This window comes from Chryseobacterium sp. JV274 (genome assembly GCF_903969135.1).
Taxonomy (GTDB): Bacteria; Bacteroidota; Bacteroidia; order Flavobacteriales; family Weeksellaceae; genus Chryseobacterium.
On sequence record NZ_LR824569.1, the window covers coordinates 3987401 to 4008805 of the forward strand.

The window sequence follows — 21405 nt, forward strand, 5'->3', positions numbered from 1 at the left end:
ACTGATGAAAAAAATAATAATTCTGATAAACATTTTGTTTATTACAGGTAAAGTGCTGGCACAATTGAGCCCGACAGAAAACTATATTCAATCCAAAATGTATCTTGATTATAATGGCACCTCGCCTACAAAATCTTCAGAAACAGTTCAGTATTTTGACGGGTTGGGAAGGCCAAAACAGGTTGTCAATGTTAAGGCTTCACCCTTAGGGAAAGATGTAGTTACTCCCATTAAATATGACCAGTTCGGAAGACAGGTCCAGGAATACCTTCCCATTCCTCAGGGAAGCACTTTGAATGGAGCCATTATTCCTGATCCTTTAAGTAATTTAAGTAGTACGCCCTATGGTTCAGAAAAAATATATTCAGAAAAAATTATTGAAAATTCACCTTTAAACAGAGTTCTCGAACAAAAACAAATAGGTAATGACTGGAACGGGAAAACCGTAAAGTTCGGGTATGAAGCCAATTCTACAGCAGATAAGGTGAAAAAGTTTAATGCTCCTACAAAGTGGGTAAATAATGCTACAGAGTCAGATATCGTTAATAGTGGAATGTATGCAGATGCCCAGTTGTATAAAAATACAGTAACGGATGAAGACTCAAACCAAACTATTGAGTTTAAAAACGGTCAGGGCCAGGTTGTATTGGTAAGAAAGGTCATCAGTGTTTCAGAAAATGCAGATACCTATTATGTTTACAATGATTATAATCAACTGGCTTATGTGATCCCTCCCAAAGCTTCTGTAGAAGCAGATCCCAATACTGTGCTTAATGATTTATGTTACCAGTATAGATATGACGGGAGAAACCGTTTGGTAGAAAAGAAACTTCCTGGTAAAGGCTGGGAGTATATGGTGTATAATAAAGCTGACCAGCTTATCCTGACTCAGGATACAGTCCTTAAAGGAAAAGGGCAATGGCTCTTTACTAAATATGATCAGTTTGGAAGAATCGTTTACACGGGAATCACAAATAATCCTGCCAGCAGGGCATCAATGCAAAATAGTGTTAATATCAATGCTAATTTATATGAAACCAGGACTGCTACAGCTGGATTTACCTTAAACGGCATGTCTGTAAATTATACTAAGCTTTCAACTCCTACCGGTGTTACTCAGGTCTTAAGTGTTAATTATTATGATAACTATCCTGCATACAGCTTTAATCCTGCTTTCCCTTCAGCTATTCAGGGAGAACCTGTACTTTCCGGGACGCCTACAGCGGATGGAAGAAGTACAAAAGGACTTCCAGTGATGAGTTTTGTGAAAAATATTGAAGATGATAACTGGACAAAGAACTATAATTATTACGATCAAAAGGGGAGGGTTATTGGAACTCATTCCGTCAATCATTTAGGAGGCTATACCAGAACAGAATCTGAGTTGGATTTTACCGGAATTCCAAAGAAAACGGTTACTCTTCATAAGAGATTAGTGAATGAACCTGGAGTTACGATCACAGAGGGTTTTGAATATGATCATCAGAACAGATTACTGGTGCATAAACATCAGGTAGATGATAAGCCGGTACAGATTCTTACAGAAAACAGTTATAATGAACTGGCTCAGCTTACCAACAAAAAAGTTGGGAATAATCTGCAGAGTATTGATTATGCTTATAACATAAGAGGTTGGCTGACCGATATTAATAAAGCACAGATGTCAGTTCCTGATTTAGGAGGAAAACTATTTTCTTACAAAATCAAATACAATCAGGTGAATGGAATAGAGAATCCTGACCCTGCATTATTTTTAGGGAAAAATGTAAAGCCAAAGTATAATGGCAATATTGCAGAAGTAGATTGGAGAGCTGTGGAATCTATAGGAGCGAACCCTCCTATAGCACCTAAAAGATATGGGTATGCCTATGATGCATTGAACAGACTGTCAGCAGGATATTATCAAAATCCTGTGAACCCTTACAGTAAAGAACATACAGAATCCTTAGCGTATGACCTGAATGGGAATATAAAAAGCCTTTACCGTACTGCTGCTTTGGAAGGAAGTAATACAACCGCTACTGTCATTGATGAATTGGAATATATTTACGGATCCAATAATCTGACCAATCAGGTATCTGTGATTAAAGACTACAAGAATAATCCTTCAGGATATGAAGGCGGAGGTGGTACTATCCAGTATGACCTTAATGGAAACATGTGGCAGATGCCGGATAAAAACATCACCAAAATCACTTACAATCATCTGAACTTACCCAATAGAATAGAGTATGGGACTTTGGGGCTTTCGGGATTGCATAATTACCTGTACAGAGCAGATGGAGTTAAGGTCCAAAAAAAGATTCCCAAAGGGGAATGCGGAATTATCAACTGTTATACCGTGACCGATATCACAGATTACCTTGATGGATTTCAATATTATCACAGTGAATCCGATAACAATGGAGGCGGTGGTATTGAAGAACTTCGTATGATCTCCGAAAAGTTGAAATATGCTTATGAACAGCAGGCTTACAGTGTAGAAAGTGGAATTGTCACTGCAGAGAACCAGCAATTAAATACTCCTTTAGGAATAACCACAGTTAAGACTCCCCAGCTCATGTTCTTTCCTACAGCAGAAGGGTTTTATGATTACGTAAAAGATCAGTATATTTACCAATATAAAGATCATTTGGGAAATGCAAGGATAAGTTTTGCAAGAAACAGCGCAGGTGCCCTTGAAATTACAGATGCTAATGATTATTACCCATTTGGGATGAATCACCTGAAGACCGGAAACGCGTTCTATGGATCTGGAAGTTATAAGAACTACAAGTACAACGGGAAGGAGCTTCAAGAAAGTGGTATGTATGATTACGGAGCGAGATTCTATATGCCTGACCTAGGAAGATGGGGCGTTGTTGACCCTTTAGCTGAAAAGATGAGAAGATGGTCTCCTTATAATTATGTTTTTAATAATCCTATTATGTTTATTGATCCTGACGGGAGAGCTCCGGGAGGACCCGGTGATGGAAGCGATGGAAAAACTGTCCGAACACAGGATATAGAAGAAATTGTTCTTGTAGGAAGGAGGAAAGTCGGAGATTTTTTCAGTAGACTATGGAATGGTATTAAGAATGGTCTTAGAAATGAATATAGTTCTAAAACTAATAATGATAAGTATGGAGGTCTAAATTCATATCGTCAATGGCAAGGGAGTCCTTTTTATAATGAAGGGGAAACCAAAACAGATAGGATCTTCCGCTTAATTGGGAATAGCAAGCGGGAAGAAATGCTGGATTTTGGTGGTGGTGGTTATAATATGTTTGGTGGTTATGGAAGAGCCACCAAAGTCGCAAGTGCAGTTGAAGCAAGTACAGGGGAAACTAAAAATATTTCACAATTGTCTTATACTGTTGAGGAAAGTGGCGATCTTTTTGGGTTATTTTCATTTGAAGGGAAAGCTGATACACCAGAAATGACAATAGTTGCAAACTTAGAGCCAGAAGGAACTCATGTGAATATAAAAGTTGATATAATGCCTACTGAGGTCTTTTATGGTGGACAAGAATTAGAAGCATCTCATGCAAAGTATGCTGGGAAAGTAGGTATAAAAGATTATAAATCAGCAATAGAAGGTTGGGTGAAAAATAAGGGCCAGGGATATAAAACAGTAAGTTATTATGGCGAAAGAGCAACGGGTAAAGCGACAGGTAGAGTTCAAACATCAAAAAAATTTAATATAGAATAATGAAAAATTTTCAATTTATAGAAGAAATTAAAAAAAAACAGAATATTACTTTGGAAGAAATTGTTAGTACTTTCATGGAACACAATGTTCATAGAAATGTAGCTTTACAATTAATTCGGATCAATTTTAATTATGAGTATCCTGAAATAATATATTATTTAGATATTATTTATAGGGATGTATCTTCAAATCCTTTTAATGATGATTTTATAAACAATATAAATTCATCTGAATCTACATCGTCTGACTAAATCAAACTCTTTGATTTGATAATAACAAAACCATTGCTAGCAATGGTTTTGTTATTTTATTTTAAGAAAACCGTTATATTTACCAGTACAAGGATCACTTTGGGAATGTGAGAATAAGTTTCGGCAGAAACAGCACAGGTGCTCTTGAAATCACAGATGCTAATGATTATTACCCATTTGGGATGAATCACCTGAAGACTGGAAACGCATTCTATGGACCGGGAAGTTATAAGAATTATAAGTACAACGGGAAGGAGTTGCAGGAGACCGGCATGTATGATTATGGGGCAAGGATGTATATGAGTGACTTAGGAAGGTGGGGTGTTATTGACCCATTAGCGGAAACTTCCAGACGTTGGTCTACCTATGCTTATGCTTTTAACAACCCATTGAGGTTTATTGATCCAGATGGAAAACAGGGAAAAGACATTATTATTATGACAGCAAACGGTTCTTTTAAGGCTTCAAAAGAAGTTTTATATAAAACTCCTGAAGGAAGAAGGTTATGGGATAAGTATGGTACAAGTAAAACGGAAGATATTTATATAAACTCTAAAAATTTTGGTTCTAATTCTAAAACTGTTGCAACAACATTAGATGATGTTGGCTCTATGGGATTTGTAAAAGATGGCAAAATAAAAATTCCTGAAGTATATAAAAATGCATCAGTTTTTGATAATCTAGATGTATCTCAATCAGGAGATAAAAAAATTCATTTGGTAGCTTTAAATGAAAATTATTTTAAAGATAGTAGTGCTGAAAGATATACTGTGACAAACACTGATGATGATGGAAATCAAAAAAGCGTAAGTTATAGTAATTATGATTTAGCAGAAAGTATTTATCATGAAATAAAATCCCATATAGAAGACTCAACTGGTGATGCCGATGCCGATCACGTAAAATATGGTGCTGATTCATTCAAACTCATAGCCCCACGAGCTATAGGTTCCCCATCGGATATAATTACAAATCAACTTTTAAAAGTTAGAGAACAGGAAAAGAAAAAAGAAAAAAAATGAAAAAAAGAAACAAATTAAAAATATTCTTATACGTAATCTTTACAGTTTGTTTTACAAATAAAATGAAAGCTCAAATCTTGGAATTTTATAAACCAATTATAATAAGTTATAAATCTGGATTATTGAATAATAAAAAAGTAGACTTGGGAATTTTTGATTATTTTAAACAAGACACCTCGATGATGAAATATGAATATTTAAAATATAATTCTGATGAAGAAAGTTTATCTAAATATGATAAAGAAAGTAAGTCTTTTCAAAATATAATCTGTTTTAAATCGGGAAATTTTAGGGCACAAGAAAAAATAAAATTAGGAATTTTCCATGAATTTAATTTAACCAAAGAAGACGATAAAAATTTCATTGCTTCCTCACCATACGGTATATATCCATCACATATTCAAGTGATTAAATCCATTGAGGTCCTTCAAAAAACAAAAAAAACTCTCATTCTAAAAATAGACTATCAAGACGAATTTGAATGGAAATATTTTGGAATATTAATCTTAACAGATTATAAGTATGAAAATTTAGAAGATGACGAATGATAATAAAATCATGAATTCAGAATCAATATATGATTCTCCGCTGGCGTGAATGTCAGCGTTCGTCCTCAAATAAAAGAATAAAACCACTGTACAAGCAGTGGTTTTATTCTTTTCCCATGAGCTTTATACCTCAAGCTTCTTATCTATCAGGCAATTTTTCATCCATTTAATATCCGGTAAAATATTCCTGTGATACCTTTTAAAATGCCGGGAACTAGTTTATAAACTGTCTCCAGCCACTTCAGAAATGCCTTCAACTACTATAGTAAGCCTCTTCATATACATCATTAATTTGCTATAACCATTCTGTAAACTATCTCGAGCCCCTTCGGAACAGCCTCGAACTACTTCTTTAACGGTCTCCAGACCGTCCTATAAGTCACTTTACCCACTTATCAAAGTGGCTGGAGACCGTTAATGAACACCCTCTAGCCCCTTGTATAACTGGGTATACCCCCTTACCTAAGGGGGTAGAGGGGTAGTGAAGGGGGGAAAGTACCTGATAATATCATTTTTCAATACACGAGTTTTAGGAATTAAAACAAATGGTATCAGAATATTTTAATTTCCTAACTTTGTAGTTCTCAATAACAAACAAAACTATGTCAATCACCAACGAAGATCAGATGACCGGAATGCAAAAAGTAAGTGAAGCCGTTGCTTATACGCTGAAAAAGATGATGGATTATGCTAAACCCGGCATGACTACAAAAGATCTTGATGAATACGGAGCCAAAATACTGGTAAGCTTCGGAGCAAAATCAGCTCCTTACCTGACGTATGGATTCCCAGGCTGGACTTGCATCAGCGTGGACAATGAATTCTGCCATGGTATTCCGACTGATCAGAGGATTTTGGAAGAAGGTGATCTGATCAATATTGACGTTTCTGCTGAACTGGGCGGATATTGGGCTGATAACGGTGGCTCTTTTGTCATTGGAAAAGATATTCATGGACATCAGAAATTGGTGGAAGCATCCAAAGATATTTTGAGAAAGGCTATTGATAACATAAAAGGTGGTGTGAAAATAGCAGACATAGGTCATTTAATGGAAACAGAAGCAAAGAAAAGAGGTCTTAAGGTCATTAAGAACCTTGGTGGCCATGGAGTAGGAAGAAGCTTACATGAACAGCCTGATGAATTACTGAACTACAAAAACCGTTATGACACCAGACGTTTTAAGAAAAACTCTGTGGTGGCTATTGAAACTTTTATTTCCACCTCTTCCAATCTTGCTGTAGAATTAAAAGACGGATGGACCATGGTAGGCAACAAAGGCGGTTATATGGCTCAGCACGAACACACCATTGTAATCACTGATGGAAAACCTATCATTCTAACCGAAATGAACGGAATCCTGAATTAAGCACAGATTATTCTTGTGTGATTTGTAAATTACAAAGACACCAATTTCGATAAAAAAGTATTTTTTAGGCGCAAGATTTTATTATAATTTCTTTGCTGAAAATCTTTGATTTTCTTGCGCCTTAAATATGCATCATAATGCAAAACCTTTGCGCCCTTGCGTTAAAAACAAAACAATAAGTATTATTTAATCACAAAGCTTCATCCAATCAACATGTTTGATTCCTTCTTAGCTCTCTTAAATTCAGGATTAATAATTAAAAACTTTGCGTTTTACCATAAAATATAGCCTTAAGAAGCATTAAAAATCTTTCAGAATACTTTCATAATCTGCTGTAAACCCATGCTCCATAGTTCCTTCTATGCGGTACGTTTCGACATCTGTAATTCCCGTATAACTTCTGAAAACATCTTTGAGATAATCAGAAATATAATCCGGAGTTCCCTCAGTATTTCTTCCGCCGGAAGCAATAGCCAGATACACTTTTTTACCTTTAAACTGTCCCACACGATTCCATTGTTCATCAAAAACATAAGTCACTCCCGCCCGGATCAGCTGATCCAGCCATGCCTTCAAAGGAGTGGAGATTCCAAGATTAAAAACAGGAGTTCCAATGACAATAATATCAGCCTCACGCACTTCCTCCACAATGATATTGGCATAGGAGAGAAGCTTTTTGCTTTGTTCATCATATAATGCAGGATGTTTATAAAACTCATGAATTGACACTTCATCTGCATATGGTGGTACATCTTTAATCAAATTCCGTACAATGACTTTATTGATAGTATGCTGTTGTAAAAGCTTTTCCAGAATGAGGGAACTCAATCTGTTGCTATAAGATAAATCTCCTCTCGCGCTGGAGATAATGTGCAGAATATTCTTCATACTTTATTTTTTGTTCTTATGACGATCTGATGTTCACAATGGGGACAGATGCATGTACTTTTTATCAGTTTAAAATTTTAAAAAGGAGTATTCAAGAGAGTCAGCGATTGAAAAAGCCCGGTTTTAAATTGTTAAACAATAAATACTTTGCTATATTTATGGGATCAAACCACACCACAAAACTGATCTGCTATGAAAAAAGTTCTTTTAATCCTTCTGGGAATCGTTGTCATTCTGGCCGCTGTAGTATTGATTAAAACTTATACCTATCCGTTTAAGAAAAATGATATCGGAGCAGGTGAGGGATGGAAGCCTGTAAAAAATGACTCTGCAGTGATGAGACTTTCAGGAGGAATAAAGGTTCCAACCGTTTCTACAGGAAGTTTAGGTGAATTCAATTATGCCCCGTTTGATCAGTTCAAAACCTATTTAAAAATATCCTATCCATTAGTCTATCAGAACACAGAAAATGTTGAAGTAAACCAATATGGGTTGGTGTTCAGACTTAAAGGAAGCAATCCTGCCTTGGAACCCATTTTATTTCTTTCCCACATGGATGTTGTTCCGCCGGGAGATGCCAATATAAAGAATAATGAAGAAAATATATTCCGTCCGGATGATAAACCGGCAGAACCTGTTGCAAAAGTAGCGGAAGACTGGGATTTTGCCCCTTTTTCTGGAGCTGTAGCCAACGGAAGGATCTATGGAAGAGGTGCAATAGATATGAAAGGAATGTTGTTTTCTTTAATGGAATCTATGAATTCTATGATTAAAAATAAACAGATTCCACAACGCGATATTTATCTTGCTTTTGGTTTTGATGAAGAAGTAGGCGGACAAAAAGGAGCGATTCAGATTGCTGATTATTTTAAGAAAAAAGGATTGAAGTTCGATGCTGTTTACGACGAGGGCGGATTGATCATGAGAAAAGGAAATGTTGCAGGAATTGATACTGATGTTGCTGTCGTGGGATGTGCGGAAAAAGGCTTTCTTTCTGCAAAAATCAAAGTAAAAGGATTGGGCGGACATTCTTCTATGCCTCCAATGGAAAGTGCTATCGGGAAAGCAGCTGTTATTATGCAGCGTTTGGAAGATGATCAGATGAAGCCTGTTATCACACCATTAATCAAAGAGTTTTTTAATAATATAGGAGGTGAAATGCCTTTTACAACAAGAATGGCACTGGCCAATCAATGGCTTTTAAAACCTGTTTTGATTTCACAGCTCACCAAAAATAATACAACCAACGCATTGGTAAGAACAACCACAGCCCTGACAATGATGAAAGGTAGTGACGGTACCAACGTACTTTCTCCTGAAGTGGAATTTGTGGTGAATTTCAGATTACTTCCCGGAAATTCAGTGAAGGATGTAAGGGATCATATTGCTAAAGCAACCGAAGGTTTCGATGTTGAGGTAGAAGAAATTGACAATACAAGAGAAGCTTCCGCGATTTCTCCAACCAATACGAAAGCTTTTAAAATGATAGAAGCCGGAGTCAAGGAAATTCATCCCGGAGCGATTGTCACTCCATATCTTACCATGGCAGGAACAGATGCCGGAAAATATGAGATTGTGAGCAAAAATGTATACAGATTCATGCCGATCAAGATCAACAGTGCGGAACAGCAGAGTATCCATAGCACCAATGAATACCTCAGTATCGAAAACTACCTGAAAATGATTCATTACTTTGAGTATGTGATGAAGAATTATGATAAGTAGATATCAATGATGAATGGTGAATGGTCAATTCTCTGCGCTTGTGAATTTTAATTCGTGTAAATCAATTTTAACACAAAGTTCGCTAAGATATTTTAATGTTTAAAAACGATCGCAAAGGCGCTTCACTCAGCAATGATAAAGCAGCTATCCTAGCTGAACGAAGTGTCTTTGCTAACAAAATATAAAACGTTACTCAACAAACCTTGCGAACCTTAGTGTTAATAATGATTCACCATTGACTTTGCGAAGCAAAAATTGACTATAGACTTAATAATCTTTCAAATCTTTTTTACAAAAAATATATTGCGTCAAGTTTTGTCGCATTACGGATATAGCTTTGTCATATCAAAATTACAGAGCTATGGAATTGCCATTTTACTTAAACTTTAACGACTTTGAACATAATTATTATGATAACCTTGAAAAATGGTTTGAAGAATATCATAATACCAGCGAAACAGATTATCTGAACGCTCTTGCGGAACTTTATAGTCCGTATGTCTATTACAATTTTGGAGATGACATGTTAAAGCCGGATGCTTCCATTGAAGTCAAAGACTGCTTTTTTCCTTATCATGAAAAAATCGGGATTTCTTTCTGCACTGATTGTGAAAACGGAGCTTTACCAGCCAATGGGATGAATCAGGTTTTTGAATTTAAAAATATTTCCATGATGGAATATGCTCAGCATATTCTGGATAAGATCAATAAGTTTTGTTCAAAAAATGCCCAAACTCTGGACGGTACCAAAAATATTCAGGATTATATCAATAACTACGCTATTATTACATCCATGGAAGGAGTAGGGTATTGTATCAGCTACAACCGTCATCAGAAAGCAATTCCTTTTTTAAAAGCTTATCTTCCGTATTATGGCCAGACGGTTAATATGGCGGTATACAGAGACTTCCTTTTTTCTGTTGTGCAGATTGCAGAATTCATAGATCAGAAACTGAAGACAGTACATGCTTTTAAACAAACTATTTATGCCCGGTCAAGAGCTGAAGCCAAATTCAATGTACAATTGAGCCGCCAATTCCTGACTTTGTGCAACTAAGATTTTACACCAAACATTCATACTTAATTATATTGCAGGGAAACTTATGTTTCAAACAAAAATCCCGGTCAGTGATGACTGGGATTTTGTTGTATATAATGTGTAAAATTATTTTTTGCTATCTCTTTCTGTAAGGAATATTCCAGATCAGGTCTGCAGCCAGATAATGAACCCCTCCATGATGAATGCTTCTGCTGTCTCTGATCAGGTCATCCATATATCCTATATCTACGGTAAAAGGCGAATTAGGGATTGTGAACATATAGTAAGCTGCAATACGCATTTCACGATACCCGAAAGAACCCCATTGAGAATCAGGTTCATTGAGATGGCTGATTGAAAATAAGGCTTCTGCACTCAATGCCAGCTTTTGATTGTTTTTAGGAGATAAATTATAGGTTAATTGACTCTTGATACGGGTTCTGAACTGAAAGTCTTCCTCTACTTTATGAAAACCTGCATCAAAAAATTTCCTGAATTCCTGCCGCACTGTATTTTTTAGTTTCCATTTCTTTCCAAGGTCAAAAGTGTATGCATATCTTCCGTAAATTCTGAATTCCTGTTCCGTATTTTCTTTATCATAAGGAGCTGTGCTTTCATATTGAGGCTGTCGGCGGTAGCTGATTGCATAGCTGTACTGCTGATGAGGTGCAAAAGAATGATACACTTCGTGATTTAAGACAATAATAGCCTGTTTTGAAAATAAATTATGATTATCTGGACTGCTTTTTCTTCCGATGGCAATATAACTCAACGCCTGTTTCTTTCCCAGAGAATCCAGCTGTCGTTTCACTCCAAAGGCGCCCCAGAATGCATTATTGGCATCACCTAATCCCGGTGGGCTGATCTGTGCTTTTATAGGTGTTCCTATACATCCTAATAAAAATAATCCTGCAAAAATTTTCTTTGTGTTCAACATGATGGATAGCTGTTTTACTGTTAATTTTAGATGACTGCGAAACCATAAGATGAAAAAAAATACCGTTGAAACGCAGAGAAAATACTTCGTGATCGCAAAATTATAAGCTTTGTTCATAGAATGTTTATTCAAAATCTTTTAATACTGTTTAAAAACATGACAAAATAAACACCTGATTTAGGATAGAATTGGGAATAAAACATTCAATGCTTTTTTATACAAGATCAATTGTGGATAAAATGTTGATAACTTGTGGAAAAGCTATATGTGCGCGCAATATCAAAATCGCCGCAACATTCAATATTGCGGCGATTTAAAAATTATGGAACTTATTTTTATGATCCTATCCTGCTTTACACATTGCATCCCAGGTTGTCCAGAAATGAGCATTGATCGATCCGGTAGGAGGATTGGTGCTGTCAGCTACAATACCTACCATGGATGCACAGTTAGAATTACAGCCTATCTCATTGTGGCTTCCATTCTGAGGCGGAATCTGACGCCATGTGCCGGTAGATCCGCTTAGTAATTCTACCTTAATCTCAAAGATCCCTGAAAGATTAGGAGTCTGAATTTGCTTGGTCGGATTTTCACTGGAAATGGTATCGCTCCAATTTCCCTGTGAAAATGTTACCCGCCATGTGGATATCATTCTGGCAGTGTCATTTTGAGGTGAAAGATATACCCAAAACTGTGCTCCGTTTCCAAGTACTACCTGGCCGGAAGAATTTGCATTTACACTTGTTGATGTCATATTGATTTGGTTTTTAGTTGATTAGATTGTACCTCAAAGTAATGAAGAACAGAAATGATATTGTATAGTATAAATAACTAATTATGAACTTGAGTATAAATACTTATGAAGTAGAGAATTGAATATGAACCAAGAATTCTGACCAAAAAATAAGCCTGTGCTTCATTAGCACAGGCTTTAATTTTCTTGCAGAGAGGAAGGGATTCGAACCCTCGATACAGTTACCCGTATACTACCTTTCCAGGGTAGCTCCTTCAACCACTCGGACACCTCTCTTTTTGAGATTGCAAAAATAGTGTAATTTCTTTAATATCCAAATTATTCCTGCAATTAATCCGTAATTTCTCCACAAAGGCTTCTGGTGAAATTATCAGCAAAGCTTCCGGAGTAGCTTGGGTTATCAATAAGGTGCATTGCTTTGGTAATGGCCGTTTCTGCAGTCATATCCCTGCCGCTGATTGCTCCGATTCTGGAGAAAATATTGCTGTTCTCATACTTTCCGAATGAGATACCTCCTGAAATACACTGGCTTACCACTACGATTTCCGTTCCGTTATTTCTGATTTCCTGAAGCGTTTCCTGAGTTTTTGCACTGCTGAAAATGGTTCCTGAACCGAAAACCTGAAGAATAAGAACCTTCATTTTAGGGATTTCTCTGAAATGACTCAGGTGCATTCCCGGAAAAATTCTCCAGAATAAAATATCTTCGGAAATATGTTCATCCACATGAAATTCTACTTTCGGGTCACAACGGAATAAATTATCTTTAATAATATTCAGGTGAACTCCGGATTGTCCCAGAATAGGGTAATTCGGACTTGCATAGGCATCAAAATATTCAGCAGAATATTTCAACGTTCTGTTTCCTCTTAATAATTTGTACTCAAAATAAATGGCAACCTCCTGAATAACCGCTTCATCGTTCTCGTAAAGACTGGCATAATAAAGACTGGTCAGAAGATTTTCCTTGGCATCTGTCCTCAGATCACCAATAGGAAGCTGTGAACCGGTCATGATTACAGGTTTTCTTAACCCTTTTAGCATGAAACTTAATGCAGATGCTGTATAAGACATAGTATCTGTTCCATGAAGAATGAGGAAACCATCGTAGTCGTTATAATTTTTGTGAATATAATTAGCAATCACTCTCCATTCTTCGGGTCCCATATCCGATGAGTCCAGTGGTTTGGCGAAAGGATGAACGAAGACTTCGCATTCCATGAGCCTCATTTCGGGCATCTTTTCAAATATATTACCAAAATCAAAGGCACGGAGACTTCCGGTTTCATAATCTTTTTCCATTCCGATGGTTCCACCGGTATAGATAAGCAGGACTTTTCGCTTCATGTACTATTTTTAATTAAGAATTGGAGCCCGATTAGGGTTCATAGGTCAAAATTACGTTAATTTGCAAAGATTTGAAAATGAATGAAACGCTTATATCAAAATTTTATAAAAATAAGATGGCAATCGTAGGCGTTACATTGGGCTATTGGAAAAAATAACTAAATGCAGATGAGTGATTTATCGCAGACTTATGAATATTTAAAACAGTTTTTAACCGAAGAAAGACTGGCAAAAATTGAACATTTTTCGCAGGAAAGTTCAGACTTTGTGCTTCCGGTTGTAGAAGATGTCTATCAGTTTAGAAATGCAGCTGCAATTGTACGTTCTGTGGAGGCTTGCGGCTTTCATAAGGTAGTCGCTTTACAGGAAGAGTATAGTTTTGAACCCAATCTTCGGGTCACAAAGGGCGCAGATACCTGGGTTGAGGTAGAAAAGCTTCCCCGAAATATGGAATCTTTTCAGAGTATTAAAGACAGAGGATATAAAATTGTGGTGGTTTCATTAGAAAATAATGCTAAAATGCTGCCTGAATATGAAATTACAGAACCGATTGCTTTAGTTTTCGGAACTGAAATGGAAGGAGTTTCCCAGGAGATTTTAGACTTTGCGGATGAAACGCTGGCTATCCCGATGTATGGTTTTACAAGGAGCTTCAATGTTTCCGTAGCAGCTTCAATCTGTATGTATGAATTGAAACAGAAGCTGATCAAATCTGATATTGATTATAAATTAAACGAAGAAAAACTTTTAAGGATGAAAATCCTTTGGACAGTAAATTCAATAAGAAGCGGACAACAGATCTTTGAAAAATATCTGAGAGAAAATAATATTGACTGGAAATAAGTCATTCAAAAATAAAAAAGAGAAGGCTCATGAACCTTCTCTTTTTGTTATCTATATCATATTATAATAATTCCATGCGGCGACAAAAACACCTGCTGTTTCTGTTCTAAGCCTTTGATTTCCGAGTGATACAGCTTTTACTTTATTGTCTGCCAGAAATGCAATTTCCTTTTCAGAAAAATCACCTTCAGGACCTATTAAAAATGTAAGCTGTTTCAGTTGAGGAATATTTTTAAGATCAATTCTTTCTAAATTTTCATGACAGTGTGCTACAAACGTATGGTCAGGATCAGTATTTTTCAAGAAGTCCGTCAGTTTTACAGTGTCATTGATGACCGGAAAATGAAATCTCAGACTCTGTTTTGATGCAGCAACAGCCTGTTTTCTGATTTTATCAATATTAATATTTTTACGTTCGGTTTTCTCCGTTACAATAATACTGATCTCAGAAATACCCATTTCTACAGCCTTTTCCACAAAGAATTCAATTCTGTCGATATTCTTGGTAGGAGCAATAGCAATATGAAGTTTAGGAGTGAATTCCGGCAGGCTTTCTTTGATTTCAGATACCTCAATACCTGCTTTTTTACCTTCTATAACCAGTTTTCCTGAAGCCAGCTTTCCTTTTCCATCCGTCACATGAATGTCTTCACCATCTCTCATACGAAGTACTTTCACAATATGCTGCTGTTCTTCATCATTGATGATGACCCCGTGATCCGTTATTTCACCGTAAAATAGTTTCATATATCCTGAGTTAAGAAGGCAACTCCTGTTTTTATAGTTGTGTAGATATCTGTATCACATTCACGGTAAGAACACATGTATATTTCTTCAATCCAGATATTGTTAATAAAAATCAGATTTAAATATTCCTGTTTTCTTAAATTATTTTTGATTGATAAATAATCTCCTTCTTTTGGAGTATAAGGAAAACTGAAAAGATGCTCAGAGTTTATTTTTTTTATAATTTCCTCTTTTATATCCTGAATATATCCTGTCTCAGAACTTGATGGAAAGTAATCTAAGGCATGTTCTGCATCTTCATTTTTTCCTGTAACTGTTTCTAATACCCAATAATATTTTGAATTCTTTTTAGAATGCGTTCCCAGTATTTTTTCTTCTAAGAGTATTTTCATAAATCGTATTTTGCTGTTGCCGAAGTTCTCAAATCTGTAAATTCACCTCTCTCAAACTTCAGTTTCGCTACCATGGCAATCATCGCAGCATTATCTGTGGTATATTCAAACTTGGGGATGTAGATACTCCAGTCCAGTTTTTCTTTGTTGTCTTCCATTGCTTTTCTCAGCGCAGAGTTGGCAGATACACCACCTGCAATAGCAACTTTATTGACGTTGAGATCCTGGGCTGCTTTTTCAAGTTTATTCATCAGAATCTCAATGATAGATTTCTGTACAGATGCACACAGATCATTTAGGTTTTCCTTAATGAAATCCGGATTTTTTCTGACTTCTTTCTGAATAAAATACAGTACCGAAGTTTTAATACCGCTGAAAGAATAATCGTAGTTTTCCAGCTTCGGTTTGTTGAATTTAAACGCATCAGGATTCCCTTCTTTGGCAAGTCTGTCAATGATAGGTCCGGCAGGGTAGTCAAGATCAAAAATCTTTCCGATTTTATCAAAAGCTTCTCCTGCGGCATCATCAATGGTTTTTCCGATAATTTCCATATCGAAATAGTCTTTTACCAGTACAATCATGGTGTGTCCGCCACTTACCGTAAGACATAAGAATGGAAAAGTAGGCGGCACAGGATTTGCATCTTCGATGAAATGGGCCAGAATGTGGGCTTGAAGATGATTTACTTCAATTAAAGGTACATTCAGGCTCATAGCCAAAGACTTAGCAAATGATGTTCCTACAAGAAGAGATCCTAAAAGTCCCGGTCCGCGAGTAAATCCTATAGCAGAGATAGCATTTTGTTGTATATTTGCTTTAGAAAAAGATTTTTCAACAACGGGGATAATATTTTGCTGATGGGCCCGTGAAGCCAGTTCAGGGACAACACCACCATATTCTTTATGGATGGCCTGGTTTGCGGCAATGTTTGAAAGAATAGAATTTCCCTTGATGATAGCTGCTGAGGTGTCGTCGCAGGACGATTCAATACCTAAAATTATAGAGTCGCTCATAATAATGGCAAAGTTAGAGAATAATAACGAGAATGAGAATAAAAAATCGGTAGCTGAAAACCTAGGGGATCAGGTACAGAAAACTGTCGAAAATGTAGAAGAAAAAGTTCGGGAGACAGTAAAAGAAGCATCTGAGCTGGCTTCAGATGCCATACATCATCCTGTGGAAACGGCTGAAGAGTTTGGGAAACAGGCCATGAAAGATGTTACCAGCTATACCTGGTGGGGAAAGCTTCTCTTGATTCTCTTTTGGCTTGGCTTATTTGTAATAGGAGGTATATTGGTTATCATCAACCTTCCGGTAACGAAGCAATGGGCGGCAGATCAGGCTCTTCAAATCGTAAATAAAGATTTCAAATCAGGGTTTTCTACAGAAAGTGTGGATGTTAACTACTTTGGAGATGTAACAATCAAAGGTTTAAAAGTAAAAGACTATAAAGGGTTTGATTTTATTAAAGCCCGTGAATTCCGTGCAGATTCGGACTGGATATCTTTGGCTGTGAATGCTATTTCAGGAAAAAGCAATTCTTTAAGCTTCAATTCTCTGACTCTCGTTAATGCCGAAGTAAGAGTAATTACCTATAAAGGAGATAGTATATCCAATTTTGTCAGATTTACAGAACTCTTTGATGATGGTAAGAAAAGAAATCCGAACAAACCCCCTTTTCAGCTGAATTCCAGAGTACAGATTATTGATTCTGAAGTTTCCATCATCAATGAAAACTCTCCCGGAGAACAGGGGAAATGGCTAACAGCAAAAAAATTCAACTTAAAAGCACCGAACGTAAAAGTGAACGGACCAAATGTTTCGGCATTGATCAATAATATGTCCTTTGTGACCTCAAGATGGGGGAAATCTCATATTGTGGATACTTTTTCAACAGAACTGTCTTTAACGAAACAATTTTTGTCATTAAAAGATCTTACGCTGAATACCGACCATACATTACTTCAGGGAGATATTAAATTTAATCTTCATGATGGATCGTGGTCAGATTTTGCTGACAGGGTACGATGGGATATGAACATTCAACAGGGAAGTCAGATCAGTGGTTATGATATCAGCTATTTTGTGACGAACTGGGATAATATCAAACCGTTCAACCTTTCAGGGACAATGACGGGACCCTTAAATAAATTTCATCTGGAGAATTTCCTGATCAGAAATCCTGATGTCAACATTGCAACCAAAACAATGAAGGTTGATAACCTGCTGAAAGGACATTTTGCCATTGAAACAAAAGATCTTTCTGCAGATTTTACTTACAAGGATCTAAAAGCAATGATGCCTTCTTTTATCTCCAAAAAGATGAAGAATTTTGCTGATGATTTTGGAAAATTGAAATACAACGGGACAGCAAGAGTAAATCCGGATCAGATCTATGTGGATAGCGGGAATTTAATGACAGGAATAGGGCAGGCTAAAATTTCCAAACTTACCTTATCCGGTTACAGTACTGCAATGCCTAAATATTCCGGTTATCTTGATGTGAAAGACCTTAATACTTCTGTCATTACAAAGAATAAAACGGTAGGTTTAATCTCCGGTAAATTCGATCTTAACGGACAAAGCTTTGATGTCAATACCATGCGTCTGACGACTAAATCTCAGATTGCAAGCGTTGAAATTATGGATAAAACGATCAATAATCTGTATCTGGATGGATTATTGGATCATAAAAAATACAACGGACTTATTACCGTTAATGATGAACAGGCAAAAGCTACGATCAAAGGATTAATAGATTTCAGTACTTCAAGAGTGGCTATGGATGTCAACGCGGATGTCACTTACCTGAATATGAACTATTTTACCAATAAGCCTGGCAGCCAGGTGGTAAGCGGTCAGGTTGAAGGAAAGATGGCAATGTCTTCCATTAATGATCTTACGCTGGATGTTAATGCCAATAATCTGAACTTTGCTACGGCAACTCAAAAATATAATATTCCGAATGCTAAATTAAAAACTTTTGTAGAAGCAGGAGGCCGTGTGATTGATGTAGATGCTCCGGGAGCTGCTACAGGGAAGATATCGGGAAGATACAGCCTGGCTGATCTTGCAGGAATGGTAGAAAACGGAGTTGGAAAGATATTGGTAGGGCCACCACCGAGAAAATTATACCGTGGGCAGAATTTTGCACTGAAATTTGATGTTCAGCAAGGATTGGTCAATTATTTTTTACCGGAACTTAAACTACCGCAGGGAGCTATAGTGGAAGGAGAATATGATGGAAATTCAAACAACCTGATTCTGAATCTGGATGCCGCTTCTTTGAAATATGTTATGACAAAAGAGGAAGAAATTACCGATGCTGATAAGGCACTGGCATCTTCCAGCCCTGATTATAAGGTTCACGACAGAAAGAATCTCAACAGAGACAGTGCAATGGTAGACAGTGTTAAAGTCAGAATTAATACAGCCGACCTTAACCAGCAATTGTATGCAAAGATCAATAGAGTAGTTTATAATAAAAATGTAATCAAAGATTTTGAGCTTAAAGGGAATAATGAGAATGGAAATACCCTTCATTTAGCTACCGTATTTAAGCATGGAAGTCCTGATGATGAAATTAATGAAAAGCTTAAAGAATATGCTATTAATGTAGATCAGTCTACGGATGCGGCGGGAGATTATGTATTCAGATTTGAGCCTACCGAAGTGAAATTCAATGAAGTGACCTGGGCTATAGATACAAGTCCGGAACTGAATCACTCCATTACCTATAGAAGGAATACCGGAGATTTTGATATCAGGAACCTAAGGGTGTATTCCGATAAAAGTGCTTTGTTTATTAAAGAAGCGCAATTTAAATCAGCAAAAGATTTTTATGTAGATGCCGATATCAATGAATTTGCTGTAGAAAAGCTTCTGGAAATGCAGTCCGGAGGAAATACCATGGATATAAAAGGTCTTGCCAACGGAAGTGTCAAGATCAAAATGGATAAAAGTACCCTGCAGCCACTGGTAGATCTTAACATTGATAATATTAAGATGAATGGCAACGATATGGGAGATATCTCTATTTCTGCTACCAATGGTTTCTCACTGAATGTTTATGATATTGATGTGAAAGTTCATTCTGCAGGAGTCCTTGGAAATAACAGCCTTAATCTTACAGGAACTGTTAATAATAACACCTCTTCTCCGATTATTGACCTTACGGCTGAAATGCGTGATTTTGACCTGTCATTTACACAACAGTTTGTGCAGACTGTTTTTGGAAACCTTCGTGGTAAAGCTACCGGGGATCTTAAAATTAACGGAAAGCTTAATAATCTGGATTATAACGGTGATATTGCTTTAAAAGATTTTGGACTAAAGCTTTTGTTTACCGGGGTAGATTATGCATTTGATGATACTGTCATTCAGCTGACCAAAGGGCTGGCCATTCTCAACAATATTGAGGTACACGATGGAAGAACCAATTCCAAAGGGAATATTTCCGGGGCGATTCAGTTTGAGACCCTTTCTTCAATGGGGGTATCTCTCGTAATGAGAGCTGATAACCTTCTCATGCTAAATACAACACAAAAAGATTTTGACCTTTTCTGGGGAAGAGTTTACGGACAGGGAGATCTTTATGTAGACGGACCTGTTTCAGGATTAAGTATTACAACTCCTAATATGAAGGCGCTTAACGGAAGTACCTTTACCTTTAATTCCAGTTCTACATCCAATGTTGAAGAATTCAAGATGCTGAGATTCCTGAAAGAAGGAAAAGACGGTCTGATTACACTGGAAGAAAAGAAAAAAACAGGAGCCAATATGAATATTGATTTCAATCTGGCCGTAGATAAAGGAACTACTGTAAATGTGCTGGTAGGAGATGATGTAGGAAATATTACAGTAAAAGGTTCTGCAGATCCGTTGAGGTTCCACATGAACAGACAAGGGAATATCGCCATGAGCGGTACTTATAAAGTAGATAACGGAACATTTGTCTCTAAGGCAATTCTTAATAAAACTTTCCAGATAGAAAGGAACAGTAGTATCAGATGGGATGGTGATGCCATGAAGCCTGCATTAGACATTAATGCCAACTATATAAGAATGGTTTCTAATGCCGGGGAGTATCTTAGTATGGGAAAACTACAGCCTATAAGTATTTTGCTGCAGGCTCACATTACCCAGTCGTTGGTAGACCCTAATATTGACCTTAACGTAACTGCTATGGATGTTTCCAGCCAGGTGAGGGAAACGCTGGCTGCTAAAATGAGTCAGGAAGGGGAGAAGGTTCTTCAGTTCGGATCTGTCCTGCTGTTGAGTACTTTCAACGTTTCAAACTCTGGCGGGGTAGATGTGAATGTGGGAAATGTTGCAGAGTCTTCCGGATATAATATGCTTCTGAAACAATTGGGATCTGTACTTAATACGATGAGTAATGAATTCCAGATTGACCTTAATTATGTAAAAGGTGACCAGAACTCAAACTTTGGAGACAGAGCAAATGCGGGATTGAGTGTAGCCCTTTCCCCAAGAGTGAATATAAAAACAGGTCTGGGTATTCCACTATCGAAAACAGATGGTGCCCAAAATAACTATTTGTCTACAGAAGGCTCTGTAGAGTATGATTTATCTAAAAAGAACGACGGAACGTTGGTTATACGCGCTTATTCCAAGCCTACGAACATCGGAATGGTGAGTACAAACGGTTCTGCAAATCAAGCCTATGGAGGAGGGGTCGTGTGGAGTAAAAGCTTCAATTCTTTGTTTAAAAAGAAGAAAAAAGACAAAAAAACTTCAGATGCAAAAGGTGAAATAAAAACAGATTCTATAAAATCAAATGGTAAATAATTAGAATATTTTAATGATTTTTATCATCTGTGTTAATTATTGTTAA

At 36.8% G+C, this 21405-nt stretch carries 15 protein-coding genes and 1 tRNA gene; 8 read left to right on the forward strand and 8 right to left on the reverse strand.

The features are described from left to right. The first annotated feature begins 4 nt into the window (after positions 1-4). The 4 genes from CHRYMOREF3P_RS18480 (at position 5) to map (ending at position 6879) form a co-directional block, all read left to right on the forward strand. The gene (locus CHRYMOREF3P_RS18480; RefSeq protein ID WP_180565219.1) at positions 5-3691 is read left to right on the forward strand and encodes a DUF6443 domain-containing protein; all 3687 of its coding nucleotides are present in this window, start codon (positions 5-7) and stop codon (positions 3689-3691) included. A gap of 358 nt (positions 3692-4049) precedes the next feature. Beyond that, positions 4050-4964, forward strand: coding sequence for an RHS repeat-associated core domain-containing protein (locus CHRYMOREF3P_RS24335; RefSeq protein WP_317169705.1), 915 nt, complete (start codon positions 4050-4052; stop codon positions 4962-4964). Next, entirely contained in the window at positions 4961-5512 is a 552-nt protein-coding gene (locus CHRYMOREF3P_RS18490; protein ID WP_180565220.1) for a hypothetical protein, read from the forward strand. The genes CHRYMOREF3P_RS24335 and CHRYMOREF3P_RS18490 overlap by 4 nt, the downstream gene beginning before the upstream one ends. Positions 5513-6114: 602 nt before the next feature. Beyond that, the gene (gene map, locus CHRYMOREF3P_RS18495; RefSeq protein WP_180565221.1) at positions 6115-6879 is read left to right on the forward strand and encodes a type I methionyl aminopeptidase; all 765 of its coding nucleotides are present in this window, start codon (positions 6115-6117) and stop codon (positions 6877-6879) included. Positions 6880-7179: 300 nt separating this feature from the next. On the opposite strand, the gene CHRYMOREF3P_RS18500 is transcribed toward map, so the two are convergent. Beyond that, complete coding sequence (locus CHRYMOREF3P_RS18500) at positions 7180-7767, reverse strand: FMN-dependent NADH-azoreductase (protein WP_180565222.1); 588 nt, start codon at positions 7765-7767, stop codon at positions 7180-7182. Between the two features lie 192 nt (positions 7768-7959). On the opposite strand from CHRYMOREF3P_RS18500, the gene CHRYMOREF3P_RS18505 reads away from it, so the two are divergent. Then, on the forward strand, positions 7960-9492 hold the full coding sequence (locus tag CHRYMOREF3P_RS18505) for a M20/M25/M40 family metallo-hydrolase (protein WP_180565223.1): 1533 nt from the start codon (positions 7960-7962) through the stop codon (positions 9490-9492). 361 nt (positions 9493-9853) lie between these two features. Continuing rightward, complete coding sequence (locus CHRYMOREF3P_RS18510; RefSeq protein ID WP_180565224.1) at positions 9854-10549, forward strand: hypothetical protein; 696 nt, start codon at positions 9854-9856, stop codon at positions 10547-10549. Positions 10550-10667: 118 nt separating this feature from the next. Here the strand turns inward: CHRYMOREF3P_RS18510 and CHRYMOREF3P_RS18515 are convergent, their stop codons facing one another. The 4 genes from CHRYMOREF3P_RS18515 to CHRYMOREF3P_RS18530 form a co-directional block, all read right to left on the reverse strand. Next, positions 10668-11468, reverse strand: coding sequence for a DUF2490 domain-containing protein (locus CHRYMOREF3P_RS18515; RefSeq protein WP_180565225.1), 801 nt, complete (start codon positions 11466-11468; stop codon positions 10668-10670). 343 nt (positions 11469-11811) lie between these two features. Further along, complete coding sequence (locus tag CHRYMOREF3P_RS18520) at positions 11812-12222, reverse strand: hypothetical protein (RefSeq protein WP_180565226.1); 411 nt, start codon at positions 12220-12222, stop codon at positions 11812-11814. 189 nt (positions 12223-12411) lie between these two features. Beyond that, positions 12412-12498 (reverse strand) — tRNA-Ser (locus CHRYMOREF3P_RS18525). A gap of 54 nt (positions 12499-12552) precedes the next feature. Then, positions 12553-13569: an asparaginase gene (locus CHRYMOREF3P_RS18530; RefSeq protein ID WP_180565227.1), complete on the reverse strand. Its 1017-nt coding sequence runs from the start codon at positions 13567-13569 to the stop codon at positions 12553-12555. Between the two features lie 162 nt (positions 13570-13731). Between CHRYMOREF3P_RS18530 and CHRYMOREF3P_RS18535 the strand changes: the two genes are divergently transcribed. After that, positions 13732-14412 carry a TrmH family RNA methyltransferase gene (locus CHRYMOREF3P_RS18535; protein WP_180565228.1) on the forward strand — a complete coding sequence of 227 codons (681 nt, stop codon included), beginning with the start codon at positions 13732-13734 and terminating at the stop codon, positions 14410-14412. 51 nt (positions 14413-14463) lie between these two features. Here CHRYMOREF3P_RS18535 and CHRYMOREF3P_RS18540 read toward each other — a convergent pair whose 3' ends face one another. From CHRYMOREF3P_RS18540 to tsaD, 3 genes are read right to left on the reverse strand one after another with little or no spacing between them, the layout of a single operon-like run. After that, complete coding sequence (locus CHRYMOREF3P_RS18540; RefSeq protein ID WP_077414011.1) at positions 14464-15159, reverse strand: RsmE family RNA methyltransferase; 696 nt, start codon at positions 15157-15159, stop codon at positions 14464-14466. Next, positions 15156-15551, reverse strand: coding sequence for a hypothetical protein (locus tag CHRYMOREF3P_RS18545; protein ID WP_180565229.1), 396 nt, complete (start codon positions 15549-15551; stop codon positions 15156-15158). The genes CHRYMOREF3P_RS18540 and CHRYMOREF3P_RS18545 overlap by 4 nt, the downstream gene beginning before the upstream one ends. After that, the gene (gene tsaD, locus CHRYMOREF3P_RS18550) at positions 15548-16564 is read right to left on the reverse strand and encodes a tRNA (adenosine(37)-N6)-threonylcarbamoyltransferase complex transferase subunit TsaD (protein WP_077414013.1); all 1017 of its coding nucleotides are present in this window, start codon (positions 16562-16564) and stop codon (positions 15548-15550) included. The genes CHRYMOREF3P_RS18545 and tsaD overlap by 4 nt, the downstream gene beginning before the upstream one ends. A 4-nt stretch (positions 16565-16568) precedes the next feature. On the opposite strand from tsaD, the gene CHRYMOREF3P_RS18555 reads away from it, so the two are divergent. Continuing rightward, on the forward strand, positions 16569-21359 hold the full coding sequence (locus CHRYMOREF3P_RS18555) for a translocation/assembly module TamB (protein WP_180565230.1): 4791 nt from the start codon (positions 16569-16571) through the stop codon (positions 21357-21359). Positions 21360-21405 lie beyond the last annotated feature (46 nt).